The organism is Elusimicrobia bacterium HGW-Elusimicrobia-1 (assembly GCA_002841695.1).
Classification (GTDB): domain Bacteria; phylum Elusimicrobiota; class Endomicrobiia; order PHAN01; family PHAN01; genus PHAN01.
The window spans coordinates 1-25,562 of sequence record PHAN01000011.1 but is presented as its reverse complement, the minus strand read 5'-3'; the positions used below and the strand labels follow the sequence as shown (position 1 = coordinate 25,562).

Sequence of the window (25,562 nt, the reverse complement as noted above, 5' to 3'; positions counted from 1 at the left end):
TCGCGGCGGCCTTCAGATATGTTTTTTTACCGTTTCAACAATATCCGACGGAAGAAACAGGACGATTTTTTCCGACGGGTCGGAGGCGATGTCTCTTATCGTCTGAAGAGTGCGCAGTTGTATCGCCGCGGGGCTTTTCGAGAGCGTTTCGGCTGCGGCGCGCAGGTTCTCCGAGGCCTTAAGCTCGCCCTCGGAGGCGATTATCATGGCGCGCCTTTCTCTCTCGGCCTCGGCCTGTTTAGCCATTGCGCGCTTCATCTCGGCGGGAAGTTCAATCTCTTGAATTTTAATGGATTCGATGTCCACTCCCCATCCGCTCGTCTCGGCGTCAACGATACTTTTGATGCTGCCCGCGATTTTTTCTCTCTCGGTCAACACAAAATCGAGCTCGCTGTTTCCGACGATGTCGCGCAAGGCCGCCTGCGTGTATTGACGCACCGCATAGGCGTGGTCCTCAATTTTTATTATGGCGTCTTCGGGCTTTGATACTTTGAAATACACCACGGTGTTGGCAAGCAGAGGGATGTTGTCTTTGGTTATTACTTCCTGACGCGGGAGATCGACGGTTTTGATTCTCAAATCTACCTTTCTTATCGTCTGAAAAACCAGCGCTATCCATCTCAAACCCGGTTCTTTTACTCCGGCGAATTTTCCGAGCGTAAAAACCACCGCGCGCTCATACTGATAAATGATTCTTAAGCCGAAAAACGCGTAAGCTAACGCGGCCAGCACAACTAAAATGACGCCTTCCATGTTGCCTCCCTGTTGAAAATGAATTCAATTATTTATTGCGCTTACCCGGGGATTCGAAGTTAATTGCCGACCGGTATACAAGCATTATTCCTCGTCGATAAAATCCGAGAGCGCCCGTAATGAATCTATGTCACCCGCATCCTTGGCCTTACGGTATTCCTGCGTAATTTTGTCTTTTTGGCCGGTTTTATCATAGCAAATCGCCAATTGATACCGTGCGCGTTGATGTTGCGGATTTATGGCTAAAACTTTTTTAAAACAATCTGTGGCATTATCATATCTTTCAAACGATAAATATCTTTTTCCTGCGGAATAGAGCGAATACTCGTCTTTAGGGTCCATTCGAATCGCCTGTTCAAAAGATTCGAGAGCTTTCTTATGCTTATTTTGTAAGCCGTAATATACGCCCATATGGTAATAATCTCTGGCGGTGGCGCTTTTTAAAGAAATCACTTTATTTATAGACGCCAAGGCATCTTCGTGATTACCCTTGTGACTTTGGACGGAAGCCATCCTTCGGTGAGTAGCCGCTCTATTGGGATTTATCTTGATAACCTCATTAAACATCTCTTCGGCCTTGTCATAATTACGGTTCTTCTGGTATATGCGTCCCAAACCGTAATAAGAAGCCGCACTGTTAGGATTGATACTTATGGCCTCTTGATAAGCCCACATCGACTGCGTCATATCGCCTATCCTGTAATACGCATTACCAAGTGACGTGTAGACGGCGGAACGTTTGGATGGAACGGCTTGCTTGAGTTCTTTGATTGCGGATTCTATATCGGATTTATCCTTTGACTTCATCAGTTCCCGCGCACGGTCATAATGTTTCTTATACTCCAAATCCTTTGCCGCATCGGCCGAAACCGTGGAAACCCGCATCAAATTTGTCAACAGGGTAAATAGAAACGCTAAAAAACCGACGCTTTTCATATGCAACATAATATATCCCTCGACATTCTCAAAATAATAGTTGCCATCCCCTCAATTAAAATGGCTAATAAGCCGAAGTCAATGGCGGCTTTTTCAACGCCGCTTCGGTACTTTTTATGTGCTCTTTAATCTCCGGGTCGGGATCCAATTTAGACGCTTTTTTAAGAAGGGGCAGCGCTTTTTTATAGTTCCCCATTTTGTAATACGTCCAGCCGAGAGTATCTATGTAAGCTCCGCATTTCGGTTCCAGTGAAACCGCTATCTTCGCATTGAGCAGAGCATCATCAAGTTTCGTTTCAAGATTGTTGGTATAAGTCCACGCCAGATGATTATGCCCCCACGCCGCGTAGCGCCGCTTTCGCGAATAAGCCGGATTGGCGGCGGAAAGAGTTTTATCAAGAATTGCGGCGGCTTTGTCGTACTCCTTAATGTGATAAAAATAATTGGACAGCGTCAGACCCGCATTAAAAAGACGTGGTCTCGACGATATCTCGGCGGCAAAAAGCTCCAGCCGATACTCGGAACCGCCAATATATTTCTGCACATATATGCCCTGCAGGAAATATTCTCTGTCAAGCAGTATAGCGGCGCGGACATAATCGCCGCGCGACAGCGCAGCGCGGCCGGGGAAATAAAATAAATTTTGAACCGTGGAATTCAACTTCACGGCTTTCGATGCTTCGGCGGAAGAACGGATGCCATCGCCGGCCTCGCCGTAGATAATTGCCAGGCCCAAACGGGCAAAAGCCTCGGCTGGTTTTATTGCCGTCGAGCGCAGCAAAATATTCTCCGCGAGTTTCAATTTTTCTTTGTTCGGCGAGTCGCCGGAGAGAGCGTAACGTTCCATAAGCGCCCAGGCATAAAGAACTGACGAGATCCATCCTCCCGATTCGGATTCTTTGCTTAAACGCTCAATCGTCTCGTCGGTAACCGTGGAGTACGATATTTCCCGTGCATATCTTTTTGTGAACTCGGCGCAAGAGGCCTGGCCGGGCGCCAGAGCCAGGGACATAACATCGAGTTGACTTGAACCCCGCGCCGGCGAAAAAGCGAAATTATTCTTGTCTCTGACAGTGGGGATTCCGAATGTGTGCGCTACCCTTTTTTGTGTCGCAACCAAGGTGCGGTGTAAAAATCGTTCTTTGTCGTGCGTCTTGAACATGCGCGGCGATACCACTTGAACCCCAAATCCCATAGCGCCCCATGACCACCATCTTTTACCGTCCGGTCCTATCAAATCAAGATTTGTAAGCGCCAGAATGTGCGGAATGTCGTAACCGTATTTTTTTCCGACTTCTTCCGACAGTATGTCCGCCCGATACCGGTCTTTTTGGGCATTATAAGCTTCCGGTGGGATGGAAATGGGCGGCATTATCCGGGCCTTAAATCGAAAAATTTTTTCAAGATGCGCCGCTACCGCCGATACCATTTCACCGTCGACATCTCCTATGGTAGTGATAATAATCTCTCCGCGCTGAAGTTCGACTTCATCCGGCGAAGCAAGAACAGGTATCGGCGGCAGGGGCTTGATTCCCTTCAACTTGGCTATGCGCCCTTTGATTTCCTCTATCCCCGGGCCGCTTTTATCCTTTGCCCGCAGCGCGTTTTCGTAAGTTTCGAGAGCATCCTTGTATTTTCCGCTTTTTTCATAAACTCTCGCAAGCCACGAAAGCCCGTAAAAATCGCCGGACTGGGATTCAAGAAGACGCTCAAAGCATTGCCCGGAGGCACCGTAATCCTGCGCCCAATACAGCGCCGCGCCTGCAAAAGAAAGCGCCTTGTGTTTGCGGGGGTTGTCGGGTTCAAGCTCGATGGCGCGCAAGAACTGTCCGCCGGCGGTTTTATAATTACGCAACCGGTAGTTGATCATAGCCGCCGTATAAGAGAGCCATGAATCGTCATTATCGAGCGCAATTGCTTTGTCGATATTTTCAAGCGCTGCGTCATTTCTTTCCAGCACGTAAAGTGTGTATGCGCGGGCTCCGAGGGCGCGCGGCGAGCGGGGTTGGGTTCGAACAATTTCTTCCGTGTAAGCCAAAACATCGTCCGACTTCTTTCTCCATTTGCACATCTGACTCCACGCGCGCGTATCTCCGACGACATCGTACGCCAATGTCAAAAACAGACGAGCCGGAGCGTTATCGGGAGCTACGGCGACCCAATTCCGCGCATTGTCAATAAACGTCGAAGTGGATTGCTTTAGTAAAAATGACTCAACGGCCTCTTTTTCCTGCGCATGACCGTCCGCACACAGTAGGAATGAATACAGCAAAAGAATAATACGACTTACACTTTTCCTCATAATCATATATCCCCCTTAACTCGACATAATGAACGCGCTCCCCGCGTCCGTAAAAAATACGGAACACAAACCGATTGATGCCGGAAAAAGAAAAATTTTCGACGCGGGCGAGACCGGAATTCTTTAATTATCCCCACGGCATTTCCCCTTGCGGCCACGGGATGGCCGCGCTTATGAGAGCATTTTATCTAAATGGGCAAAGGAAAGTCAAGAGAGATTCGGCGTGTTGTTTTAAGGGAATATCCGTCGAAGAAATATAATTCGAGGAGTGGCCGGGTCAAGATTCGGTTACATTTTACAAAACAAATCCTGATTTCACGAATGCGCGGGCGCTACCAGTTGACCGACGCTCCCGCCGATAATACACCGCCGCGATAAGTATGATTTTCGTATTTGCCCTTTAGTTCAGGCAAATGCAGATATTCATAGTGTAAATGCATCCTTAGTGGCTCCGATTGAAATAATTCAATGCCTAAAACCAATATCGGCGCGAGACCGCTGTAGTTCGCACTGTCCGAATATATTACTTCCCGCTTATCTGTCGAAACATCGTAAATGTTGTGACTAAACGATGCGGAAGAAAATCCGGCGCCCAACCCCGCATAAGGGGAGAGCCATCCCGGAAAGAAAAAGTTTCTTGACATAAAATGGAAATTGGAAAGATAATGCGTAATATCTATAACTCGATTGTGAATATCCATATGACGAACCGCTGTCGCCGCGCGGAAACTGCAGACAGGCGCTCCAGCCATCGCCGAAATTAAACTGCCACAAGATGCCGCCGCCCCGCATAGATACATCTTTTTCAAAACCCTCCAGCTTATCTTCATCCGACGGCACCGAAAGCGGCACGCCGAAGAAAAGTCCCAAACTGAACCATTTTCTCGTGCCGAGATGAACAACTTTGTCTTCCGACCTGATATATTCTTTCGGGCGGCCATAGAGTTCGCCCACGGCCTCTTTATCGCCTATTCCGTATACCTCAAACTTACCCTGATATTTGCCGGTTGAATCATAAACCGCGTAGACGTCCCTTTCCTTGACACCGTGCAAAGAACCGCGATTAAAATGTACTTTATATCTGTGATAAGCAAAAACTCGGCCCTCTTTTTTGGGAACAAAGACGTCGGTAAAATCTTTTTTTTCCAGTTTAATGTATACATCCGGTATATTTTTTTGCGCATCACTTTCATCCATCAGCGCATAAATCTTATCCCCCTCTCCGATTTGACGATGACCGGGCGACGTCGATTCATAAAAAAATCTTTCGTTCTCCTCATGAAAAAAGTCATCCACAAGCACAGGGATATTTCTCTTGGCATAAAGCGTCGTCATAGTAGGGATTTTTCTGTCCAGAGACACAACCAGAGTCGTGACGTTATTCCTGTAATATGACTGAACGACGAAACCTATTTCCTCCAACGTAAGTTTTGCCGCAAAAAGACCGCGGGTACACAGCGGCATGGCAAGAACAACAAAAATAAAAAACCGGAGTATTACGCGCATTTTAATAACCCCCAAAACCCGGCATCCGCAAATAAAAAAACCGGAATGCCAAAAACCAGCGTTTAACTACAAAGACACAAACGCAAAATTCCGGCACTCCGGTCGGGCAAAACATCAGATATGTCTTTCGGCAACCCGGCGAACAAATGTCACGGCGCTTTCATTGCGTCGTGATTTAGTCCCGTGGCTTTGCGTCCCACCCTTTCGGCGTGGTTTGCCTTTGTCGCTGACTCTTACACGTAGCTTGTATCAGAAATCCCGTCCAAAATCAAGGTTTTTTTGAAAATGAAAAACGGGGCGGGGGCGGCAATACGGCTGAGTAAAATATACCCTAAAGATAATTTTAAATTTGCGTTACTGAAGGCGGGATGCCGTTTTTACCGTCGGGGGCTCGACGGTAAAAAATAAAAAAACTCCCCGGGGTGGACGACCTCGCCAAGGCGGGGCAAGTTGTTCGAACTTATTTCGTGGGGGCTAATTTAGGTGTTTGTGCTGATTTTTGAGAGGGTTTAGTGAAAGTTGGCGCGAAGTCCATAGCGGGATGGATCGCCCCCACACCACCATCAACGACTATGCTGGAGAGTATATCTGTCGAGAAGATTTCGTATCATCTTCTGATATTTGGTGTGGCGCTTGGCTGCTTCCTGCTTAAAAAAGTCAACGCTCTTATTACTCAACTCTATCGTGACCTTGATTTTGTCTTCGGGCAGCGCCAGTTCATCCGGCGACGGCAGAAAGTCCGCGATTTTCTTTAGTTTGCCCACGGGCATATTGGCGTCAATCGTTTTCTTCATAATATTTCGCTCCCTTGCGCCAGTAACCGGCGCCGAAAATCCTGATTTTTCCGCCTCTGTAAATAAATCTTACCGTCAGCGGCCGGCCATCCACTTTCCCCACGCAAAACAGCCGAGTTTCATCTTTACTGTGGAGTTCATCAACAAATATCTTTCTTGTAGCATCCTTAAACGCAAGAGCAGCCGTATGAAAATCAACGCCGTGTTTCTTGATGTTCAGAATTTCTTTATTCCTGTCCAAGACGAAATCGCCCGATTTGATATCCATAAGGTTTCGACGTAATTATACATATAAATATATGGTAAGTCAAGAGTTTTTTATAACGCGTATTTATCTGAGGCAGGCAAAATCAGGTTCGAGCGTCCAGCGCGGGGTAGTTATTTCTCCGACGATAAAAAAGCGAAATCCCCCGACTGAACGATGTTTGCACTTATTTGACGGTCCGTCAATTTAAGGTTTCGGATTGATTTTTGAGGGGTTTATGCCAAAAGCGACGGGCGGGCAGACGGTCAAATAGGGTGGCGCGCTATCCCTTATGCAAAATATTCAGGAATTCGGCGGGCGTCACTATGGGGATATTCACCGATTTTTTCACTTCTAAAAGATGAGTATCGCCGCTGACTATAAAGTCAGCATGCCCGGCAATGGCGGCTTCAAGAAACTTATTATCGGCGGGGTCTTTTTTAACGATATTTACCTTAGCGCGCAGCTCAACGATAACCGCCTTGTGCGGATTCGCGAAAAGTACCGCCAAATCTTCCATATCCTCGTCGGTTATGTCGAATCTTTCGATTACACTGAAATATTCGGAGAGGATTTCTTCGCTGGCAATCAAAGACAGCTTCCCCTCGTCCCATAATTCGATTATTCTGCCGGGCTTGCCTCCCCATAAGCTCGACACAAGTATGTTCGTGTCTATTACGACCTTTAAGCGGCGGGAACTCATTTTACCGCCCGGCGGGTTTGTCTGATAAGTTTGTCGACGCCGGACGCCTTATAGCCCGCGCGCTCGGCTCCCGCGCGGAGGCGCGACCACAGCGGCCGGGCATTTACGGTGAAATCGGCAGAATCGACCGAGCGGACTATGGCCACGGGGCGCCCGCGACGGGTAATGACCACGGGGCCGTTGGTGCGGCTTGAATCAAGGACTTTGTTGGTTTCAAGTTTAAGTTCTCTTACGTTTGCGAAAAGCATACCATATCCTCCGAATGTGTTACATTTGTGTTACATTATAACATAAACCGGCCGGAAAGTCAATGGTTTTTTATAAATATGCTTCGGATGGGAATCAGTTACACTTGTTTTTTTCTTTATAAAGAACTGTCAATCGGCGGTTGTATTTATCGGATTTCACGAAGTTGCCGTCTATAAGATGAACCCGCCGCGCGAACCTATAAATCTGCTCAAGTCTTTCATATCTATGTCTTTCCCACTTTCGGATTTCGCCGGAGTGCGATACGGCTTTTTGGCAGGCGCGGATGGCGCCGCTTATGTCATCCTTGTCAAGCAGGGCCGAGGCAATCAGACGATAAGCCGTGCTTTTGTTGCGCCCGCCTTTCACCAAAGCTTTTTCGGCAAATTCTATGGCCTTGTCATATTCTTTATTCCCGCCGTGATAACCCGCTATTATAAGATTGGCAAAATCATTCGCATAATAATCGGGATATCCCGCGATGCATCCCTGCGAAAGCCGGCGCTGTTAAGATGAGAGGCCGTTTTAAGCAACGTTACGGGCGACGGGCTTTTGACCATATTCAAATATTTCAACGCCGATTTCGGTTCGCCCATATCAGCGGCAATCGCCGACCTGAATGAAAGCAGGTTTTCCGCCGACGGTTCGACGCTTAAGGCCTTGTCAAGATATTCGGCAGCCGACATCAGATATTTATTTTCTTTTTGCCCGGATCGCAAGTAAAGAGAATAGTACAATTCGGCCAAGGTGTGCAGTATGTGAGGATTGCCCTGATAGGTGTTATTCAACATGTCAAGCCATTGGTTCAAATAAAGAAGTTCGGGGTAGGTGCGGATGACACGGCAAAAATATTTTTGGCGGCGCTCGGAGGCATCGCGGTCATCAGTTTCGGAGTATGCCCTGGCCAGAAGATAATTCACCACAGGATGACGCCTGATAAAAGGCCTCGGTCTTTCCAGAGATTTTCTTATTCCGTTCCAATCCCCGGATAAAAGCAAGCGCTCGCCTATTTTCGCATCCATTTGATTCAGAAAGTCGGGCGCAATTCTACACGTCGCCGCAAGAACGGAAAAAACCGCGACCAAAACAAACGACCGAAGATAGATATTTTTAGGTAGAAACTTCATAAGAAAATTCCCCCCTCATCCCCGCAACATTTCCCCTTACAGCTGACGGACAACCGCCTGTTTATGGGCACTTTATACTAAATAGCTATGTTTAGTATCAAGCGGATTTTGGAAGAACTTGAAAGGTAGTTTCCCTCGGAGAAAAACTTCTGCGGAATGTTTTTTCCGTCGACGGCTCGACGGTAAAAATAAAAAACTCCCAGGGCTGGACGATCACCCTACGGGTGACAAGTTGTTCGAACCTTTTTGATGGCTCGTCAATTTGAAGTTTCGGCTTGATTTGTGAGGGGGTTTAGTGAAATAGAGAGGCGGGTGAAAACCGTGCGGCAACCGGCAAAAGCGCGTATGCTTCTTTTACAAACGGGACCGCATATCAGGACACTTCGTCAAATCACCATTTCATTCCAAGCGAAATTCTGTGTACATCCGTCAAAACACCGTAAGTCACGAAAGCGTAATCCAAAGAATAGTCGTTATATTCCAATCCAAGCCCCGCGGTCAAACCGGCGGATCCCGTTAGTCCCGCCACATTTGTCTTATATCCGGTACGCAAGGCGCATCCAAACTCTCCAAAGTTTCTTGCGTATTCTATCCCGAACCGGCCAATCGCCCCGCTGTCATTAACGTAATTTACGTCGAGATTAAAATTGACGCCGTGGTCAATCTTAAAACACTCGTCTAATTTCGAATTAACAGGCAGCGTATATTTGGCGCCAAGTGTAAACGTCGTCGGAAGAGGGTCGCCTTCATTAACATATTTCAACTGCGTCCCGATATTTTGAATTACGGCTCCGAGTTTAAGCCGCAAGTCGTTAAACAAGTACTGCGCTCCCAAATCGCCTCCGAACGCCGCGGCTGTTTCAGTGTCAATCTTGCTTGAGATATATTTGACATTAACGCCGTAACTCAAAGCAGCGCTTATTTTGTTGCCGTAGCCAAGCGTTACCGCCATATCCGTCGGAGAATAACTTTCCTCTTGTTTTGCGCCGGCGGAGTCGTACTTTGTTATGGCGGGCACAGAGAGATAATTAACGCCCAAGCCAAGCGCGCCGAAACCAAATTCGCGGCTTATCGCCACATTTGAATAGTTCACCGACTCAATCCACATCGCCTGAGAAAGATTTACGGCCGTCCGTGCCGACCCGCAGTAAATACCCGCGGGATTTAAAAATAAACTCTCGGGCCCGCTTGATACCGCGCCGACTCCGCCTAAAGCGCTCGTTTTTGCGTCAATTCCTATTTTAAGAAACTGCGCTCCCGATGTGCCGGCTCCCGCGTGGCAGACGGCCGATAACAGCCAGCACGTAACGAAAAAAGATAAAAATAAATTTTTACGCATAATCCTCTCCGGATTTTACGGCAACAAGACACCGCTGTGGCTCTATTCCTTTACTTGATAATCGCAAACTTGCCTTTGGCTTTCAAGCCACCGTCGGTAGAAACATAGTAAATATAAACACCGCTTGCGACTTTTTCGCCCGAATCATTTTTTGCGTTCCACTTCTCTTCGCCTGCGACGTTGTCAACTTCTATTGTCTTGACGAGTTCGCCGGCTATATTGAATATCTTAATCGTTGATTTCCGTGTGAGATTTCTGAATGTAATTTCGGCTGCGTCGTAAGCGCCGCCGCTTCCCGGCTTAAACGGATTTGGAAATACTATGACTTCGGAGAGATCGGTTTTCAGATAAGATGAGGCCGCAAGAACATCCGAGAGTCCTCCCGATATTGAATAATCCCCTCCTGAAAGTGATATCGTCCCTGCGGATTGTCCGACTGAGGAAACAACCGAAAAATCACCGCCCGAAGACGCCGCGGGGGCAAATGCGGAACTCAGCCCCGGCATAATCAGCGAAAAATCTCCGCCGGATATAACGAACGCGCCGGCGGACCCCATCAACAGCAATACCGGCAGCGACAGCACTATTTTTTTTGATGTGGCCACAAAATTCCTCCGGATCAGAATCGCCCCCCATTTCTACCCATTTTTATCGACCTGCCATCTTGTCAACTTAACTTTTCCTCCGATCCCATTGCTTCATTATTACTGTCCAAATACGGTCAAATATACTTGTGTCCCATCCTGCGCGAATTCAATAGTGTCTCCTAAAACCCCAAGATTTATTCCTATTACGACATTTACTATAATTCTTTTCCGATCTTCTGATATAAATTTTATACTCGCCAATGGGACACTTATTGCCGCTGCCGTATCGGTTTTTGCAGTTGCATTTGCCGAATAAATACTCGTAAATAAGGCGGTTCCTGTTTCCGTGCCGTCATTCGTTAAATAAAAAGTGCTGCACCCTGATAGTGTGGATGTCATTGAACTATAAATTACTACACCTGTGTATTGCGCATTCCCGTTGTATGCCGTGATAATTGTGCCGGTGGATGCTCTACACTCAATGTCGATTGCGCTGTCGGCGTATATCGCAGAAGACACCTTAACATTGTTGAAGTGATTGCTGTCGGATGCAAGGGTGTTTGCCGTGGCGGCGGTTGTGGCATTAGTCGCATTAGTCGCCGTTGCGGCGGTGTTTGCGGTATCGGCGTAGATTGCAGATGACACTTTCACATCGTTCAAATAATCTCCGGAACCTATCGCTGCGCTCTCGGCATATATGGCGCTGGATACTCGGACATCGTTCAAATAATTTCCGCTTGCTAATCCGCTCGCTGTCGTGGCAGTCGTTGCGCTGTTGGCGCTGGTCGCTGTATTTGCGGTGTTCGCGCTGTCGGCGTAGATTGCGCTTGAAACCTTAACATTGTTGAAGTGATTACTGTCGGATGCAAGGGCGTTTGCCGTAGCGGCGGTTGTGGCATTAGTCGCATTGGTCGCATTGGTCGCCGTCGCGGCAGTGTTTGCGCTGTCGGCGTATATCGCAGAAGACACCTTAACATTATTGAAGTAATTCCCGCTGGCAATAGTCGGAACGACATTTGAAGCGGAGGCCACTGTAATATCGTAAAACTGATTGACCGCTATTTTGGCAGGGCCGACGGAGCCGGCCGCTATTTTATCCGATGTAACAGCCCCATTCGCTATTTTAGCGGCGGTAATTGCGCCGTCATCCACACTTTTTGCCTGCAAAGCATATACACTTGAAACCAGTTCCTCTCTGGGAGTCAATACTGTGCCTTCAACCGTAGTTTGTAAAAAGTATGTTCCGGTTTCCCAGTTAGTTGCCGTCGGCTCCAATACATATCTGAAGACGCCCTGACTGACTTCCACTGAAACATTTCCGCTTGTCCAAACCTCTGTTCATCCGGTCAGAGCGTCAAAAATAGAAAATTTCATCGTTTTTGTCGCCGAGACAAAATTTCCCTTTTCTTTCAGTATGCCCTGATAGCTAATCCTGTTTGGCGTCGCCGCAAAAAGACGGGCGCAAAATATAAAATTTATGACACAGGCAAAAACAAGCAATGGCAGAATCTTACGCATATAAAAAACCTCCACTTTGTAATTTGGGCAGAGATTTTCTCTCAACTGCCTTCGAGGAAGAGCGCTCTGTTGACACATTTTTACCGCTCCGTAAAAGAACTCTGTACATTTCATCATTTCTGCCTATTGCGGCAGAAGCTTCTTCCAGTATATAAATTTTTATATGCCCCCGAACCAAAACAACCTTTCATTAAACCCCTGGAAACGGCAAAAGATACTTGCGCGGGCGCTCCGACGAAAAATACACGCAAGGGACACAAATTTGAAAATATGCCCCCAAAAATGTGACAAAAATCACAAGTGCTGTTTGTGTAATGTATTACACTCCACCCGGTTCTGTTTCCAATTTAACGGCGCTGACAGGACTCAAAGACGGCGAAATCATTCTTGAATGGACGGCGCAGGGCAACGATGTCCGAAGCGGCGCGAACTTTTGCTTTCGACAGACAAATTGACATAATTTTTGGTGGAACTGTCCGCGAAATCTCGCGAGGCCCTCTGTTATGAACATATTTTCAAGATTCCACTTTCGTCTTAAAGAAGACATTCAAACCGTTTTCCACAAATATCCGGCCGCCAAACATCGTATTTTAAAATACAGGGAGGACGATACTGATGCTCTATAATATACCCGCTGTGCTTCTTGTCGGAGTTCTTTTCATCGGGATAATACTCTTCTATTTGCTTGGTCTGCGGGCAATGCGGTATAAGATGAAGAAGGACCCTTCATACTCGCCGGACGGAATAGGTCCGCTTGAAGGAGCAGTGCTTGGTTTGCTCTCCTTGTTGCTTGCGTTTACATTTAATCAATCGGCATCCCATTACGATGTACGGAGGGATTTACTTATTGAAGAAAGCAACGATATCGGAACCGCTTTATTCCGTTCCGCGTTATATCCCGACTCTCTCAAAATCGCATTCAGGAACGATTTCAAAGATTACATCGTGGCGCGCATTGCGTACTATGAAGCAGGCACCAATGAAGATAGAATTTTTGCCGCTCTGCAAGAAGCAAACGACATTTCGACGAGAATATGGCAGCGCGCATCATACATCTCCCAATTGCCCGGCAATGCAACCCGGTCGATGCAAATGATACCGGCTATCAACAAGATGGTCGATGGCATGAGCACGCGTGAAGAAGCAAGAAAGAAGCATGTTCCGGAATCCATCCTCTGGCTTTTGTCCCTGCTTTGCATTACCGGCAGTTTTATTGTCGGCTACGCGAGCAAATCAAGGAAGATAGATTATGTGATTCTGTGCACGTATTCGCTGATGACTGTCATGACCATTTATTTCATCCTCGATCTTGATCGTCCTCGGCGCGGCATCATTACCACAAGGTCGGCTCACCGAAACATATACGGCCTTTTGAATTATCTTCAGGACAACGAAGGGGCGACGAAATAACAAAATGATTGTTCTCTTGTATCCGGAAGAAAGAACATTTTCAAGATTTGACACATCAAGTTCTGAAATAAACCGGTAACGGCCTATAACACACCCGACAACGACACTCCGTCTTTTGATAAAGATTATAGATATCGCGCAACACTTTTGAACATCCTCATAATTACACACTAACTGACCGGAACGACGAAAGAGTTCACGGATATTATCGCCGCGGAACTTGCGGGAAACTCTTACACCGTCGAACAAACACTTCTTGAAACCGACCCCCCGGTAAAATCGGCGGCGGGGCCATCAAGCAAAAACATCCGGGATGCTTTTCCAACTCAACACTCTGGCAAAACTCCGACGCTGATTTTCGTCGCCGCCGTATATAAGAAAAGGTCTTGTGTTTTTCGATCCCGCAACTTTGTTCCAGTATCTCAACCCGTCGAAATAATCATCGGCTATGGTCATCCCTGATTTTATCTCTACTTGAATCGGACCGCCGGCAGTATCAATTACACAGTCCACCTCATTTCCTTTTTTGTCCCGCCAATAATAACATCCCGGCTCTTCGCCACTGTTTAATTTTTCCTTTATTATCTCGGAGATAACAAACGACTCGAACAAACTTCCCCGCGCGTAATGTCCGTCGAGCTGTTTCTTGTCTTGCAATCCCAAAAGCGAACAGGCGAGACCCGTATCGTAAAAATAGAGTTTGGGCATTTTCGTAAGCCGCTTATTGAAGTTTTTGTGAAATGGCTTAAGAAGAAAAATGATGTAACTCGCCTCCAAGACGGACAGCCACGCTTTTGCCGTGTTGTGAGTGATGCCGCACTCGTTCCCGAGCGAAGATAGGTTGAGCGGTTGAGCGATTCTTCCGGCGCACATCTTTAAGAAACGCTGAAAAGCCGCGAGGTCGGTTATGTTTTTTATCAGGCGCACATCCCTTTCGACATATGTCTGAATGTAATTAGGATACCAATCGGCGGGAGATATTTTCCTGTCATAAATCGGCGGGTACAAACCTTTGAAAATATATTCGTCCGCAGCGCCGATTTTTCGTCCGTCGAGGCGCAACTCGTCAATACTGAAAGGTAAAAGTTTGAGGATGGCGACACGTCCGGCGAGCGTCTGAGATATATTTTCCTGAAGCAAAAAGTTCTGCGAGCCGGTCAAAACGAAACGCCCTGACTTCTTTTTTGCGTCGACAGCGGTCTGAATGTAAGAAAAAAGCGCGGGCGCTCTTTGTATCTCGTCTATTATGGCCCCGCCATCGTAGTTTGCAAGGAATCCCCTGGGGTCTTTGAGCGCGAACTCTCTGGTGTCCAAATCCTCCAAAGAAACATAATTCATACCGCCGAAAACATGTTTGACGAGCGTGGTTTTACCCGATTGCCTCGGACCCGTTACGGCGACAACGGGAAACTTTGAAAACAAACTTTTTAATTTCGTCGACAGGGTTCTTTTAATCATAATGGTTTTTTGAGGTATAAGCGCGGGGATACCGGCCGCCACCAACGACGGCGGGCAGCCGGACGTCGGCATTATAACAATTAAGGGGGCAAATTGTCAATCGGATTTACAATTTGGACTATATTGAAAGAGCAAGCGTCACATCTCTCGAAATTGTATATGTTGCCCCACTGTTTGTCGTTATTGAAGCAGTAACCGAACATTCTGACAATGAACTAAAAAACAGAACTGTAAATACCGTAAATAGTGTGTTTCTGACTAAACTTCTCATTTTTTATAAATAAATTTTATTTCCTTCTGATTTTTGTTGCCATATAAATCAGTAGCAACCACTCTAAAAATATTTTTGCCGGGTGCCGCCGGACCTGCTCCCGCGGAAATATCTATCCAAGGCAGAGGGGATCCGCCCGTAAGTTTTTTGTCGTTAAGATAGATAAACCAAAGAGTTAAGTTTTCATCATAACCCCTAACTTTGTAACGAAAATCTTTTTCACTAAGTATTTGTCCCTCATAAATTCCTTCTATTTCGATAGTCGGCGGAGTAGTATCTGTCTTATCTTTTGGAGGATAGACAACATACACTCCCTTGTTTGCTGATCCATCTGATGCATTTTGCGCATAAACTTTCATACTATGTATCCCTGTTGATGGTAATACTACTGTCTCACTGAATTTATACACTTTCTGACCGGGGGGCACCGATAATTCGACAAATCCGGGATTATCTTTGTGTTTCTCCTTCCACTCAAAATATCTTTGTTTAGACAATCTTCCTTCCTTTGTATCTTCAAATGTTTCCTCGGGTGGAATATATTCTGACTTAGAAATATTTATTTCTTGCTTCTTGTCGCCGACTTCTATCCATGCTTTTATCACTTCGTACATCTCAAGCGTTTTGATTGCCCCCTTAACTGTTATCGCGGGTAAATTGACCACCTCATTATCTCTTGGCAAATTAATACTAATACTTTCAGGATGCAAGTTTCTGCCCCACCTTGCTTTTTTCATTTTAATTTTTGTCTCTTGTCGCAATTTGTTCCATTTTTGTTCAATGAACGGCGGTGGCTCAAAAACCACATCACTCTCCCACTGAAGAGGATTACCGATTAAATTTTTAGGAATTAAATCTACCAAACCATAATAGTCATAGAATTTGTATAATGTCGCGGCATCATCGTCTATCTCGCCCTTTTGATATGCTTCTTCTATAAGTCCCAAGGTTGTTGGTCCTTTTTCCACCCGCTGCGGGATAAAAACATTGTTCTTTTTTAATAGCGGCTCGAGTTTTGCCCTGAGGCCTTGGCTTAGGTTAAACCACTCTTGCTCTATGCGGTTCTTGAAGTTTTTCTCAGCGCCGTCGTAGTACATATCGTGCATCTTTGGTGGCGCGTCGGGATAAATGTATCCTCTTCTCTCGAAATCTTGGTACAACTCCGGCTTTTTGTATTTACTCGGAAGCAAGGCGCGGTCATATAAAGCGTATGCGGTGTAAAGCAGACACTCCTCGTCGGTGATTTTTCCTTCCTGCCGGTATTTCTGCAAGCCCGTCTCAATTCTGTGGGCTCCGAAGGGCTTTTTGTATCTTTTCTTCTGGTACTCGAATATTTCGCGACGCGTCTCCTCGGCGATATCCGCAATACGCCCGCTCATCTCCGCTTCCGCGCACCACCATTCTATCTTGTCGTCGGTCCTGAATTTTTCGGGGAGTTTGCTCTTGTCTTCCGCCGCGTAGATTTTATAAAGCACGGCGGTGCTTATGGTTATCTCGTTTTTTCAAGCGCTTCGTCTATCCGTTTTATGACGGACGACTCTTTGTATCTTTTATACTCCCGCATACGCTCTATCATGTAGGGCGAAACGTTGGCTAAAGGCATGCCCCATTCTTGCCTGATTGACTCCAAATCCGGGGGGACAGACGGCACCGCCTGCTCTTTTTGCCGCCCGAAACCCGCCGTTGAAATCAAAACTGCCGAGAGAAAAATAATTATTTTTTTCATATCTTGTTATGCTCCCGCCATCCCCAAAACATTTCCCCTTGCGCCGGGCGAAGTGGCGCCCGGCCGCGAGCAAATTATACAAAATAAAATGGGCGGGCCAGGCGCGATTGCGAGCGATGTTTTGGGCGGGAGATGCGAGAGTTTCCATTGAAGCAGATGGCGATTGCGAATGGATTGCGAGTTGATTTTCCGTCGGAGAGAAACTTTTGTGGAACGATTTTTCCGTCGAGACGTCGACGGTAAAAATGAAAAAACTCCCCCGACTGGACGATGTTCGAACTTATTTTGTGGGGGCGGATTTGGGTGTTTGTGTTGATTTTTTAGGGGGTTTTGGTAAATTGGTGGCGGGTCGGAACCGCGTCCGATGATGCTTTAAAACGAGGAAATGCCCCTACTGACAAGCCCTATTTTGCGGTTCTGGATACTTTGTCGGCCGAGATCCAGGCCACTTTGCCTTTGCGCCAGACGGCAAGCGGGCGGCCGGTGCGTTTGTGGTCCTCGACGACTTCTCTTACGGCTTCTTTAAGCGCCGCGGTGGCTTTCGAGTGCAGTGTTTTATAATTCTTCATATTCCGACATTTCAAGACACAAAACCCGCAAAATTATCTTTCGTTACGACTTCATACTTTGCGCCTTTGTAAGTTTCGGCCCACTCGCGGGGGACGCGAGGTTTTTTTGCGGGCGACCATTTTATCTCATAGCCGTAAAGTTTGCCGCCGCGCTCCTCGACAAGGTCTATTTCCTTGCCCTCCCATGTCCGCCAGAAATAGCAATTCGCGAATATGTTTTTATAAGAGCGTTTTTTGAGCCGCTCCATAAATATAAAGTTCTCCCACAGCGCGCCGATGTCGTTTCTCAACTCAATAGCGTTGAAATTGGAAATAACGGCGTTTCTGACGCCGTTGTCGTAGAAAAAATATTTGCTCTTTTTGGTGATTTCGCTTCTGAGGTTTCTGCTGAATCCTCTTAAATTATAAATCACGAACGATTTCTCGAACAAATCGAGATACCGCGCCACGGTTTTATAATTCACGCCCACCTGTTGGGCTATTTCGCTCAGCGAAACTTCTTTGCCGATTTGGAAAGCCAGAAGCCGCAGCATATCGAGCAGAATCTTGGAACTCTTGACTTTTTCAAGCTCCAAAATGTCCTTCAGAAGATACGACTGGACTATCTCCTCGAGCAGCGCGGCTTTGCCGTTCTTGCTTTTCGTCGTCAGGACCTCGGGGTATCCGCCATACACCAGCCACTCGCTCAGTTTTTCTTTTGTCTCCGACGGATTATACATACGCGAGAGTTCAAGAAGCGATATAGGATAAAGGTTAAGCGTGGTCTTTCTGCCGGTAAGAGGTTCGCCGATTTGTCCGGTAAGTTCGAAAGATGACGAGCCGGTTACTATTACGCGAATCCCCGGTATTTGGTCAACGAGGATTTTAAGGCCGTCGCCGACGCCTCGGATTTTCTGCGCCTCGTCTATGGCTATAAGATTGTAGCCCTGGGTGTAATCTTTGAGCGCCGAAAAATCCCGCGAGCCCAAAACATTCTGTGTCCCGATATTATCGCCCGAATCAAGCCGGTATTTAAGTTTTGTTCCGGCAAGAAAATCCTTAAGAAGCGTGGTTTTTCCCACCTGCCTCGGGCCGTAAATGACAAGGACTTTGCCGGGCGCGATCTTTTGGGACAAATCGTACGTTCTCGGTATTTTCATATCGGCAAGAGTATATCAAAATCCTTGTAATATGTCAATTTCAAGGAGTGTCAGTCCTTGAAATCGGACGAGCCGCGGCCGGCGCCTGTGATGTCCCGCCGAATGTAAAATGGATTTTTCTTCATCACTGTTACTCTTTTACATAAATCGTCATTTCTTTGGTTACTGTATTGTGTCCGTCGGTAACTACAAGTTTTAGTATGTTTTTACCACGACCCAATTTAACTGGAAAACCAGTTTTCCATCTACCCGGCCATCCTTGTTTTATGTCATTAACGAAAAAACTACAGTTCGAACCTGGCTTGTGGGGGCGAATTTTGCTGTTTGTGTTGATTTTTGAGGGGGTTCTGCTAAAAATAAGCGAGGTGAGCATCGGCAGGCGACGGAGCAAAAGGGGTCATGCCAGGGTGTAAAAATGGGTCGCAGGCATCGTAAAAGTGGGCTCACTACTACTTAAAACGGTGTTTTTATCCATGGGTGGGGTCAAGATTCGGTTACATTACACACTTTCCATAAGCTAAAACTTAACACCCAACGATACTCTGTGCGTCATACCGAGATCGCCGTATGGGACGAATGCATAGTCGATGGCGTAGTTTTTGTATGCCCCCCCGATGCCGGCGGTTATGCCGCTTAATCCGGTGACGTCTTTGCTTATTGTGTTGCATCCTAATCTCAAAGTCGCGGAGAGGTCGTCGTTGACCCGATGAGCGTATTCGCCGCCTATAGCGAAGTTGACTCCGCTGTCGCTGGGCATAATTATATCTGCCGAAACAAGAAGGTTCTTCATAAATTTATACGCCACGCCTACTTTTATCGTAAGCGGCAAAGGGTCGGCCGCCTCTATGAACTTCATTTCGCCGGCGATGTTTTGAACCGCCAATCCGAGGGACAGTTTATTATCAACCATCTTTTTCATAACGCCCAGGTCGGCGGCGAGCGCCGTGGCCGTCTCCGTTATCGTTGACTGAATGTATTTTACGCTTATGCCGGCATCTATCCCCGATATCTTTCTTCCATACGCCATCGTAAGCGCTATATCGGCAGGAATAAAATTGCCCGTCTCCGCGCCATCTTTGTCGGCGCCTTTTAGCGCTCCGTAAGAAACATACTGTATCCCGACGCCGAAACTTCCTATCTTCGCGGGGCAAACATATGACGCCCAGTCATACGATATATCTTCGAACCACAGGGCGTGCATCAGTGAAACCGATTTTTTTTCTATCCGGCTCAACCCCGCCGGGTTCCAGTAAACCGCGGTGGCGTCATCGGCAACTCCCGTGAAAGCGCCGCCCATTGAAGTTGCGCGGGCTCCCGCCCCAAGCTTTAGAAACTGCGCGCCGGATGTTCCCGCGTCGCTCTTTGAAAATGCTCCAAGGGCAACGCCATGAATCAGTAAAAGCGCCGAAAGATTTATTAAAAAACCTCGCATATAACCTCGGATAAACATCGTTATTCCAAATCGCGCTCGACGGCGGAATACCCGAAACTCTTCTCTATTTTATTATTGCAAGCTTCCCTTTGGCTTTTTGCGAACCGTCGTCGGGATTGATTATGTAATAGATATACACGCCGCTTGCGACTTTGTTTCCGTCGGTGTTCGCCGCGGGCCAGTCATAAACCCCGCCGGTGTTTTCAATGTCTTTCTCGAACACGAGTTCGCCTGCTACATTGTATATCCTTATCTTTGCCTTATCGGTTAATCCCTCAAACCTTATGCCCTCGGCTCGGCGGTATTTTGCGTTTGCGCCGGTCCCTGCCGGTATATACGGGTTGGGATAGATTCTCACTCCTTCGAGGCTTAACGACGACGTCTTTACGCTTACCAAAGCATACACGCTGAAGTGTTTGACTTCCACGGTTACCTTATTGCTTGTCGTATCCACTGTGCCGCCGACTTCTTCCCACTCGTCTGTCGTTTCGTTAAGAACGTGGACTTTCAAACTCTTCTCCGGAATCTTCGGCTCCGTTCCGTCGACAAAACCGTCGTCGTCGGCGTCGGGATACGAGAGTGTTATCCTTACCGTGTTGCCGAATTCCGCGGTAAATTTTTCGCCCGTGGCATAATCTCTGGCGACAAACTCGGTTATCGTATCGCCGATAATCTTTTTCTTTATGTCCGACGTTATTTTACTGTTCGCGGCGGTTATCTTTTCTTTGTCCACAACTATCGGATTTTTGACGGGGTCAACCGAGATATCCATATAAACCTGTCTCGTAACGGCTCCGGCCAGCATCTCCACTTTTACTTCAAGATTAACGCCACCGGCAGTGGTCTTGTCGCGGTTAATCGTCGCGGATTGGTCGGGGGCGACCATGCTTACCGTCGGGGGCAGGTCTTGCGTGATACCTTTTACCGTCGCGCTGCTATCCGTTGGTATACCGTCGCTGTTATAACCGTAAACCGCGAAATAATATGTCGTTGAGGGCGCCAGAGCGTTTATCGTAACCGGTGAAGCGGTTATGCCGTCTGCCCATTCCAATACCTTGACGGGGGCGTTCTCATCGTCGGCGGGAGCGCAGAAAATCCTGAACCTTGTCGCGTCGTTGGCGTTCCATGCGAGCGTTAACGCGTGAATGCCCGGCGAGCTTATCGAAAGTCCGGTCGGCGGATTGGCAAGCGTATATCTCGTTACAATTGCGGACGCGGCCGAAAGACCGTCTTGGTCGCCCGATTTCGCGTATCTTGAATATGGGGTGTTCGCCGCAAGACCGGTTTCCGTCCACGTGGTCGCGCCGTTTCCTTCGAGATTCGCCAACAGTGAAGCGGCGGCCGCGTCATAAACCCGATAATATGTCGCGCCGGAGACAATTTTCCACTCCCATTTGATAGAGCCGGTGGAAATGTCCGCGGCGAAAAGTTCCGGCGACGAAGATGTCTGCGCGGCGACAGTTGAATCATAACCCGTCGGTATGCCATCCTCGTTGAAGGCGCGGACTTTGAACCAATAAGTAGTGCCTGCGGCAAGCCCCGCGGCGAGATAAAAAGTGTCCGTGTGGTTGTCGGCGAAGTTTTTAATCATTGCAACGGAGAACTTAAAGTTGTCGGTGGAAATAATAATTCCCCATGAAGTATAGCCGCTGTTTCCGTTGGGCGACCATGCAATACCAAGGTTATGTCTTGAAATAAAATATATGTGACTTCCGACGGGCGGATTGGCGAGGGTACGCCTTATAACCGGAGGAGAATTGACGCTTTCCCTGTATGAATTAAATGTTCTGACATACCTGACATAGGGCGTGTTCGGGCTGAGATTGTTCTCCGTCCAGCATGTTGTTGTTTTGGACAAGTCGCCCGAAATACATCCCGTCGCCGAATATATCCTGTAACCCGAAACATCTTCGGCGACTTCGTGCCAGCTCCATTTTATTGATGTTGTAGAAAGTGCCGCGCCATAAACCGCGGCCGGCGCGAACGGGTCCGGCATAGGTATTATATTTCGCAGGCGGCCAAGAAAAGCGCCGGAGTACCCACCCGTCGGAATCATAAAGTTCGGGGAAGAAACGAAGATGTTTGAATCGTCGCGGACTATCTTTGCTCCGAGTGTGCGCGACTCCTGGGTTTCAGGCTCGACCGGAACGGCGGTACCGGTAATATCATAGGTGACGAAGTATCTCTGCGAATCGCCGATTGTCTGAGCGCGCGTTTTTGTTATGAGCGTCTTGACAAACTGCGGCTGAAAAGGAATATTCGCAACCAATGACTGACCGATATTGCCGAAAGCGCCGGAACCTATAAGCAAATCATACTGTGATTCAAAAATGCCGTTGTTGTTATTGTCATACCATATCTTGACCGAAGAAACCTCTTCAACAAGATTGTCGTTATCCGCGGCGGCGCCGATTCCGTGGACATTGAGTCCGCTCCATAAAGCTTCGGATTTCGCAGTTTCAAGTGTAAACATTAAAACCGCCTGATTGACGGTGTTCTGCTGCAAATTACTGCCCGTCAGCGTTTCAGTGGCGACGCATATGACACTGTCGGCGAATTCATTTAACTTCGTAATATAACTTGCCGACTTGCCGCCCGGAGGAATCCCTATATTCCCGAATCTGTTTTCCATATAGTCGGGCGACAAGAGAGAGAAGTAATTCGTTGTTCTGATCTCAAGTCCGAGATTAGAATCCGCGGAAACGGAAGAAAGGGTATCTATGTCATACGTCACAAAATAATCTTTGGGTACCGTGGTCAACTCCTGACCGCCCAGAGTGCCGAGTATTCTGATAATCGCCTGTCCCGAAACGACAGTTCCCGTCGAAAAACTCAAAGGTGTAGCCGAGCGCTCAATATCCGTGAAAGTATTATCGTAGACGTTAATCCCTTTGTATATCACGACTTCCTGATTCTCGGAACCATCCCCCAGGATAAGACGGCCCGGCACAAGCGGAAATAATCCGGAATCGGGAATGAAAGTCGTTATGTCTGTTACTTTTATAAAAGTGTCCGCCGGCCCGACGGGCTGCGCGAGCAATGAGACGGGAAATGTATTGGCTTTATCGATAGACGACACAACCTGGTCTATATACGGGTCTAACAGGCCATTTCCATTAACATCGCGCCAGAGTTTTATATCGGCGACATCGGAAGGTTTGTTTTTCTTTTCGGTATTTCCTCTGTCTATTTTAAGGCCGCGCCAGATGGCCGTTCTTTCCATAGTCCCCATCGTAAGACGCGCCATTACACAGTTAACGTCGCCCTGAACGGCAGCGCTGGAAACAGAGAAATTATTCGGCGCCGCCTTGTTAAAGTCAAGAAGATTCACTCTGTCAGTGGTAGCAACTACGGACACAAGCGACGAAATCATAGAAGGCGTCGGCTGTATGTTTCCCACAGAGAGAACCAGATGATTTGCATCGGAGATTCTTGCGCCTTGAGTAGTGCCCGGAACAGCGGAATCGTTTATTCTGTACGCTATAAAAAATTGCCTCGTCGTCGTGTCTATAAGCTGCGTAGTATTCAGTGTGACGAGCGCGGTACCCTCAGCGCCGAAGGTCGTCCACGATGAAATTCGCGTATCAAGAGCCGGCTGAAATATGCCGTCGCCGCCGGAAGGTTCCCCCGCGCTATTGTCGTCCATATATACGGCGCAACCGACGATATCCGAATCACTGCCGGTGCCTATTCTTGTGACGCGGATTTGTTGCAGCCACCCCTTGAAGTATGGCGTCCACATTGATATTTTCAACATGCCCGCAAAGGGGTAACCCTGATAGATATAATTGTTTTTGCGCAATGTCGTCCACGTTCCCATATCGACTTCAAACCACGCCGCTATATCCTCAGAGACGGCGTAGACCTTTCCCTCTTCTTCCATAATAGTCGAAGTCGCGGTTCTCATCGAAAAATTGCTCGACGCGACTTTTATCGCGGTTCCCGGTGAAGTCGTTATATAACTGTAACTGCTTATACGCAAACCGACGGTTTCGCCGGGCTCGGCGGTTTTGGATATTCTCGCCGTCAGAAAGTAATTCTTTTGCGAGGCGGTTATCACCTCATTCAAACCCGTAAAATACCACGCCTGCTCGCTTTCGTTAAACTCTCCGGTTTTCACAAGAACGTCAGCCGAAGGACCGCCCGAATATAATTCTCCGTCGAACTTACCGTTGTTGTTATCATCCCTGTAAAGGGCGAGTTCAGTGACGGCGCTCGACGACGACGTGCCGAGTTTGTCAACTCTTATCTGCGTTATTGTCGAAGTTTGAGTTGTGCCGGCGGGCCGCGTTCTCATATTAAGTCGCATCATCGGGAACGGCGAGGGTTTTTCGTCGGTCTCGCCGTCGCCCTGCAGAAGCATAGTTCTATATTCGTAAATACTGCCTTCGCGCAATGTTTGTTTAGTCGGACTAAGAGGATGCTCCGGCGCCATATCTTCGGGCGTTACAATGACGCCCGCCGTTACGACATTTCCATCGGAGCGGACAGGCAGGTCGCGGTCCGTATCGTTAGTGTAACCGACTATCTTGGCCGGGTCGCCCGGAGGAAGATGCTCCGTCGCGTAGTCGGTTACATTGACTTTCAAAGTTTCCTGAATCTGGTCCGAAATCCGCAAGTTCGCATATACCCCCGCATCCGACTGCGTGAATGTATAATATGTCGCCCCGCTTATGGCATCTTCCAGAATCGCCTTGCCGCTTGTGCCGTTATGACTCAATAATATCGTTCCCGTGTAATATTGTCCGTTGACATCGCTTCCGCTTGCGAGGTTGCCGTATCTATCGCGGACTTTTACGGTAAGCTGTCCGGTCGTGTTGACCGAGAGTGGATTTGCCGAAGTAAAATTATGATGAATGGTGAAATAACTCGGCGGTGCGTTCGTTACAAAATTGTCCTGTTGAGACGGTTGAAATTCTCTGTTGGATGCCGTCTTAGCCGCCGCTTTTATCGCTACGGTACCCGCCGCGGTTTCGAAGAAATAAAACGAGGCGGTCGTATTGCCGGCGGGAATCAGCATGTTCGCATAGTTGCCTCCTGATATCGACTGCCACGCAGGATTGTCCGGCGGCACAGGATTTGTAATGCCGTAAGTATTCGTCGAATAGGGAGCGGAAAAACTCACGACTACGTTTTCCGTCGAGACGGCGACATTATCGTAGGCATCGCGTATTTCCACTGTCATGAAGGCGGGCGCGAAATCGCCGTTTTGCGTTATCGTCATATCGCCGCCGCGGGCAGGGACGGTCGTCGTGGATGATGGAACACCGGAGCCGTCGAATTGTATGGTGGTGCCGGCTATAAGATGACGGGCGGGTGTCGTGAAAGCGAGTTTCATCGGATAACCCGCCTCACTTTCGACGGTAAATATCGAAGAAGTGCCGTCCTCATAAAGCTGGGTTTCCGCTCTTATGTAATGATAAGTCGCCGCGGTAAGAAGCGTGGCGTTGAAGTTTCTTGTGCCCTGCGATAACGTCAGAGCCGTCGGCGTGGACCAGTAGA

21 protein-coding genes and 1 riboswitch are annotated in these 25,562 nt (G+C 47.8%); of the genes, 2 read left to right on the top strand and 19 right to left on the bottom strand.

All coding sequences use genetic code 11. The features are described from left to right. Positions 1-12: 12 nt before the first annotated feature. The 14 genes from CVU77_06570 to CVU77_06505 all read right to left on the bottom strand — a co-directional run bounded on the left by CVU77_06570 (position 13) and on the right by CVU77_06505 (position 12,169). Positions 13-753, bottom strand: a complete 741-nt coding sequence (locus CVU77_06570; GenBank protein PKN01134.1) for a hypothetical protein — start codon at positions 751-753, stop codon at positions 13-15. Between the two features lie 84 nt (positions 754-837). Continuing rightward, positions 838-1,698 carry a hypothetical protein gene (locus CVU77_06565; GenBank protein PKN01133.1) on the bottom strand — a complete coding sequence of 287 codons (861 nt, stop codon included), beginning with the start codon at positions 1,696-1,698 and terminating at the stop codon, positions 838-840. A gap of 55 nt (positions 1,699-1,753) precedes the next feature. Then, positions 1,754-3,997 (bottom strand): hypothetical protein, encoded by a 2,244-nt coding sequence (locus CVU77_06560; GenBank protein ID PKN01132.1) that lies wholly within the window; start codon positions 3,995-3,997, stop codon positions 1,754-1,756. A gap of 558 nt (positions 3,998-4,555) precedes the next feature. After that, complete coding sequence (locus CVU77_06555; GenBank protein PKN01131.1) at positions 4,556-5,497, bottom strand: hypothetical protein; 942 nt, start codon at positions 5,495-5,497, stop codon at positions 4,556-4,558. Positions 5,498-5,623: 126 nt separating this feature from the next. After that, positions 5,624-5,726, bottom strand: a riboswitch (cyclic di-GMP riboswitch). 334 nt (positions 5,727-6,060) lie between these two features. After that, complete coding sequence (locus tag CVU77_06550) at positions 6,061-6,291, bottom strand: CopG family transcriptional regulator (GenBank protein ID PKN01130.1); 231 nt, start codon at positions 6,289-6,291, stop codon at positions 6,061-6,063. Continuing rightward, entirely contained in the window at positions 6,275-6,559 is a 285-nt protein-coding gene (locus CVU77_06545) for a hypothetical protein (GenBank protein ID PKN01129.1), read from the bottom strand. Before CVU77_06545 ends, CVU77_06550 begins: the two co-directional genes overlap by 17 nt. A gap of 259 nt (positions 6,560-6,818) precedes the next feature. Further along, entirely contained in the window at positions 6,819-7,238 is a 420-nt protein-coding gene (locus CVU77_06540) for a putative toxin-antitoxin system toxin component, PIN family (protein PKN01128.1), read from the bottom strand. Then, complete coding sequence (locus CVU77_06535; protein ID PKN01127.1) at positions 7,235-7,486, bottom strand: hypothetical protein; 252 nt, start codon at positions 7,484-7,486, stop codon at positions 7,235-7,237. Before CVU77_06535 ends, CVU77_06540 begins: the two co-directional genes overlap by 4 nt. Before the next feature lie 94 nt (positions 7,487-7,580). Beyond that, complete coding sequence (locus CVU77_06530) at positions 7,581-7,853, bottom strand: hypothetical protein (GenBank protein ID PKN01126.1); 273 nt, start codon at positions 7,851-7,853, stop codon at positions 7,581-7,583. A gap of 65 nt (positions 7,854-7,918) precedes the next feature. Then, positions 7,919-8,611: a hypothetical protein gene (locus tag CVU77_06525; GenBank protein ID PKN01125.1), complete on the bottom strand. Its 693-nt coding sequence runs from the start codon at positions 8,609-8,611 to the stop codon at positions 7,919-7,921. Positions 8,612-9,002: 391 nt separating this feature from the next. After that, positions 9,003-9,950, bottom strand: coding sequence for a hypothetical protein (locus CVU77_06520; protein ID PKN01124.1), 948 nt, complete (start codon positions 9,948-9,950; stop codon positions 9,003-9,005). 50 nt (positions 9,951-10,000) lie between these two features. Beyond that, the gene (locus CVU77_06515) at positions 10,001-10,555 is read right to left on the bottom strand and encodes a hypothetical protein (protein PKN01123.1); all 555 of its coding nucleotides are present in this window, start codon (positions 10,553-10,555) and stop codon (positions 10,001-10,003) included. A gap of 99 nt (positions 10,556-10,654) precedes the next feature. Beyond that, positions 10,655-11,845, bottom strand: a complete 1,191-nt coding sequence (locus tag CVU77_06510) for a hypothetical protein (GenBank protein PKN01122.1) — start codon at positions 11,843-11,845, stop codon at positions 10,655-10,657. 30 nt (positions 11,846-11,875) lie between these two features. Further along, a complete protein-coding gene (locus CVU77_06505) occupies positions 11,876-12,169 on the bottom strand; it encodes a hypothetical protein (GenBank protein ID PKN01121.1) in 294 nt (97 codons plus the stop codon). A gap of 501 nt (positions 12,170-12,670) precedes the next feature. On the opposite strand from CVU77_06505, the gene CVU77_06500 reads away from it, so the two are divergent. Further along, positions 12,671-13,465 carry a hypothetical protein gene (locus CVU77_06500; GenBank protein PKN01120.1) on the top strand — a complete coding sequence of 265 codons (795 nt, stop codon included), beginning with the start codon at positions 12,671-12,673 and terminating at the stop codon, positions 13,463-13,465. A gap of 294 nt (positions 13,466-13,759) precedes the next feature. On the opposite strand, the gene CVU77_06495 is transcribed toward CVU77_06500, so the two are convergent. Then, positions 13,760-14,923: an AAA family ATPase gene (locus CVU77_06495; protein ID PKN01177.1), complete on the bottom strand. Its 1,164-nt coding sequence runs from the start codon at positions 14,921-14,923 to the stop codon at positions 13,760-13,762. A gap of 267 nt (positions 14,924-15,190) precedes the next feature. Beyond that, positions 15,191-16,669 (bottom strand): hypothetical protein, encoded by a 1,479-nt coding sequence (locus tag CVU77_06490; GenBank protein PKN01119.1) that lies wholly within the window; start codon positions 16,667-16,669, stop codon positions 15,191-15,193. A gap of 126 nt (positions 16,670-16,795) precedes the next feature. Between CVU77_06490 and CVU77_06485 the strand changes: the two genes are divergently transcribed. After that, positions 16,796-17,071 (top strand): hypothetical protein, encoded by a 276-nt coding sequence (locus CVU77_06485; GenBank protein ID PKN01118.1) that lies wholly within the window; start codon positions 16,796-16,798, stop codon positions 17,069-17,071. A gap of 429 nt (positions 17,072-17,500) precedes the next feature. Here CVU77_06485 and CVU77_06480 read toward each other — a convergent pair whose 3' ends face one another. The 3 genes from CVU77_06480 to CVU77_06470 form a co-directional block, all read right to left on the bottom strand. Beyond that, on the bottom strand, positions 17,501-18,628 hold the full coding sequence (locus CVU77_06480; protein ID PKN01117.1) for a hypothetical protein: 1,128 nt from the start codon (positions 18,626-18,628) through the stop codon (positions 17,501-17,503). Between the two features lie 517 nt (positions 18,629-19,145). Next, positions 19,146-20,078, bottom strand: coding sequence for a hypothetical protein (locus tag CVU77_06475; protein PKN01116.1), 933 nt, complete (start codon positions 20,076-20,078; stop codon positions 19,146-19,148). Between the two features lie 46 nt (positions 20,079-20,124). Continuing rightward, positions 20,125-25,562, bottom strand: a 5,438-nt coding sequence (locus CVU77_06470; GenBank protein PKN01115.1) for a hypothetical protein, incomplete at its 5' end; no start/stop codon positions are given.

Coding starts and splice junctions, on each gene's coding strand:
- CVU77_06475 (PKN01116.1), bottom strand. CDS start 20,078: ATGTTTATCCGAGGTTATATGCGAGGTTTTTTAATAAATCTTTCGGCG.
- CVU77_06525 (PKN01125.1), bottom strand. CDS start 8,611: ATGAAGTTTCTACCTAAAAATATCTATCTTCGGTCGTTTGTTTTGGTC.
- CVU77_06555 (PKN01131.1), bottom strand. CDS start 5,497: ATGCGCGTAATACTCCGGTTTTTTATTTTTGTTGTTCTTGCCATGCCG.
- CVU77_06500 (PKN01120.1), top strand. CDS start 12,671: ATGCTCTATAATATACCCGCTGTGCTTCTTGTCGGAGTTCTTTTCATC.
- CVU77_06550 (PKN01130.1), bottom strand. CDS start 6,291: ATGAAGAAAACGATTGACGCCAATATGCCCGTGGGCAAACTAAAGAAA.
- CVU77_06480 (PKN01117.1), bottom strand. CDS start 18,628: ATGAAAATACCGAGAACGTACGATTTGTCCCAAAAGATCGCGCCCGGC.
- CVU77_06540 (PKN01128.1), bottom strand. CDS start 7,238: ATGAGTTCCCGCCGCTTAAAGGTCGTAATAGACACGAACATACTTGTG.
- CVU77_06495 (PKN01177.1), bottom strand. CDS start 14,923: ATGATTAAAAGAACCCTGTCGACGAAATTAAAAAGTTTGTTTTCAAAG.
- CVU77_06565 (PKN01133.1), bottom strand. CDS start 1,698: ATGTTGCATATGAAAAGCGTCGGTTTTTTAGCGTTTCTATTTACCCTG.
- CVU77_06520 (PKN01124.1), bottom strand. CDS start 9,950: ATGCGTAAAAATTTATTTTTATCTTTTTTCGTTACGTGCTGGCTGTTA.
- CVU77_06560 (PKN01132.1), bottom strand. CDS start 3,997: ATGATTATGAGGAAAAGTGTAAGTCGTATTATTCTTTTGCTGTATTCA.
- CVU77_06570 (PKN01134.1), bottom strand. CDS start 753: ATGGAAGGCGTCATTTTAGTTGTGCTGGCCGCGTTAGCTTACGCGTTT.
- CVU77_06535 (PKN01127.1), bottom strand. CDS start 7,486: ATGCTTTTCGCAAACGTAAGAGAACTTAAACTTGAAACCAACAAAGTC.
- CVU77_06545 (PKN01129.1), bottom strand. CDS start 6,559: ATGGATATCAAATCGGGCGATTTCGTCTTGGACAGGAATAAAGAAATT.
- CVU77_06505 (PKN01121.1), bottom strand. CDS start 12,169: ATGAAATGTACAGAGTTCTTTTACGGAGCGGTAAAAATGTGTCAACAG.
- CVU77_06485 (PKN01118.1), top strand. CDS start 16,796: ATGCCCCATTCTTGCCTGATTGACTCCAAATCCGGGGGGACAGACGGC.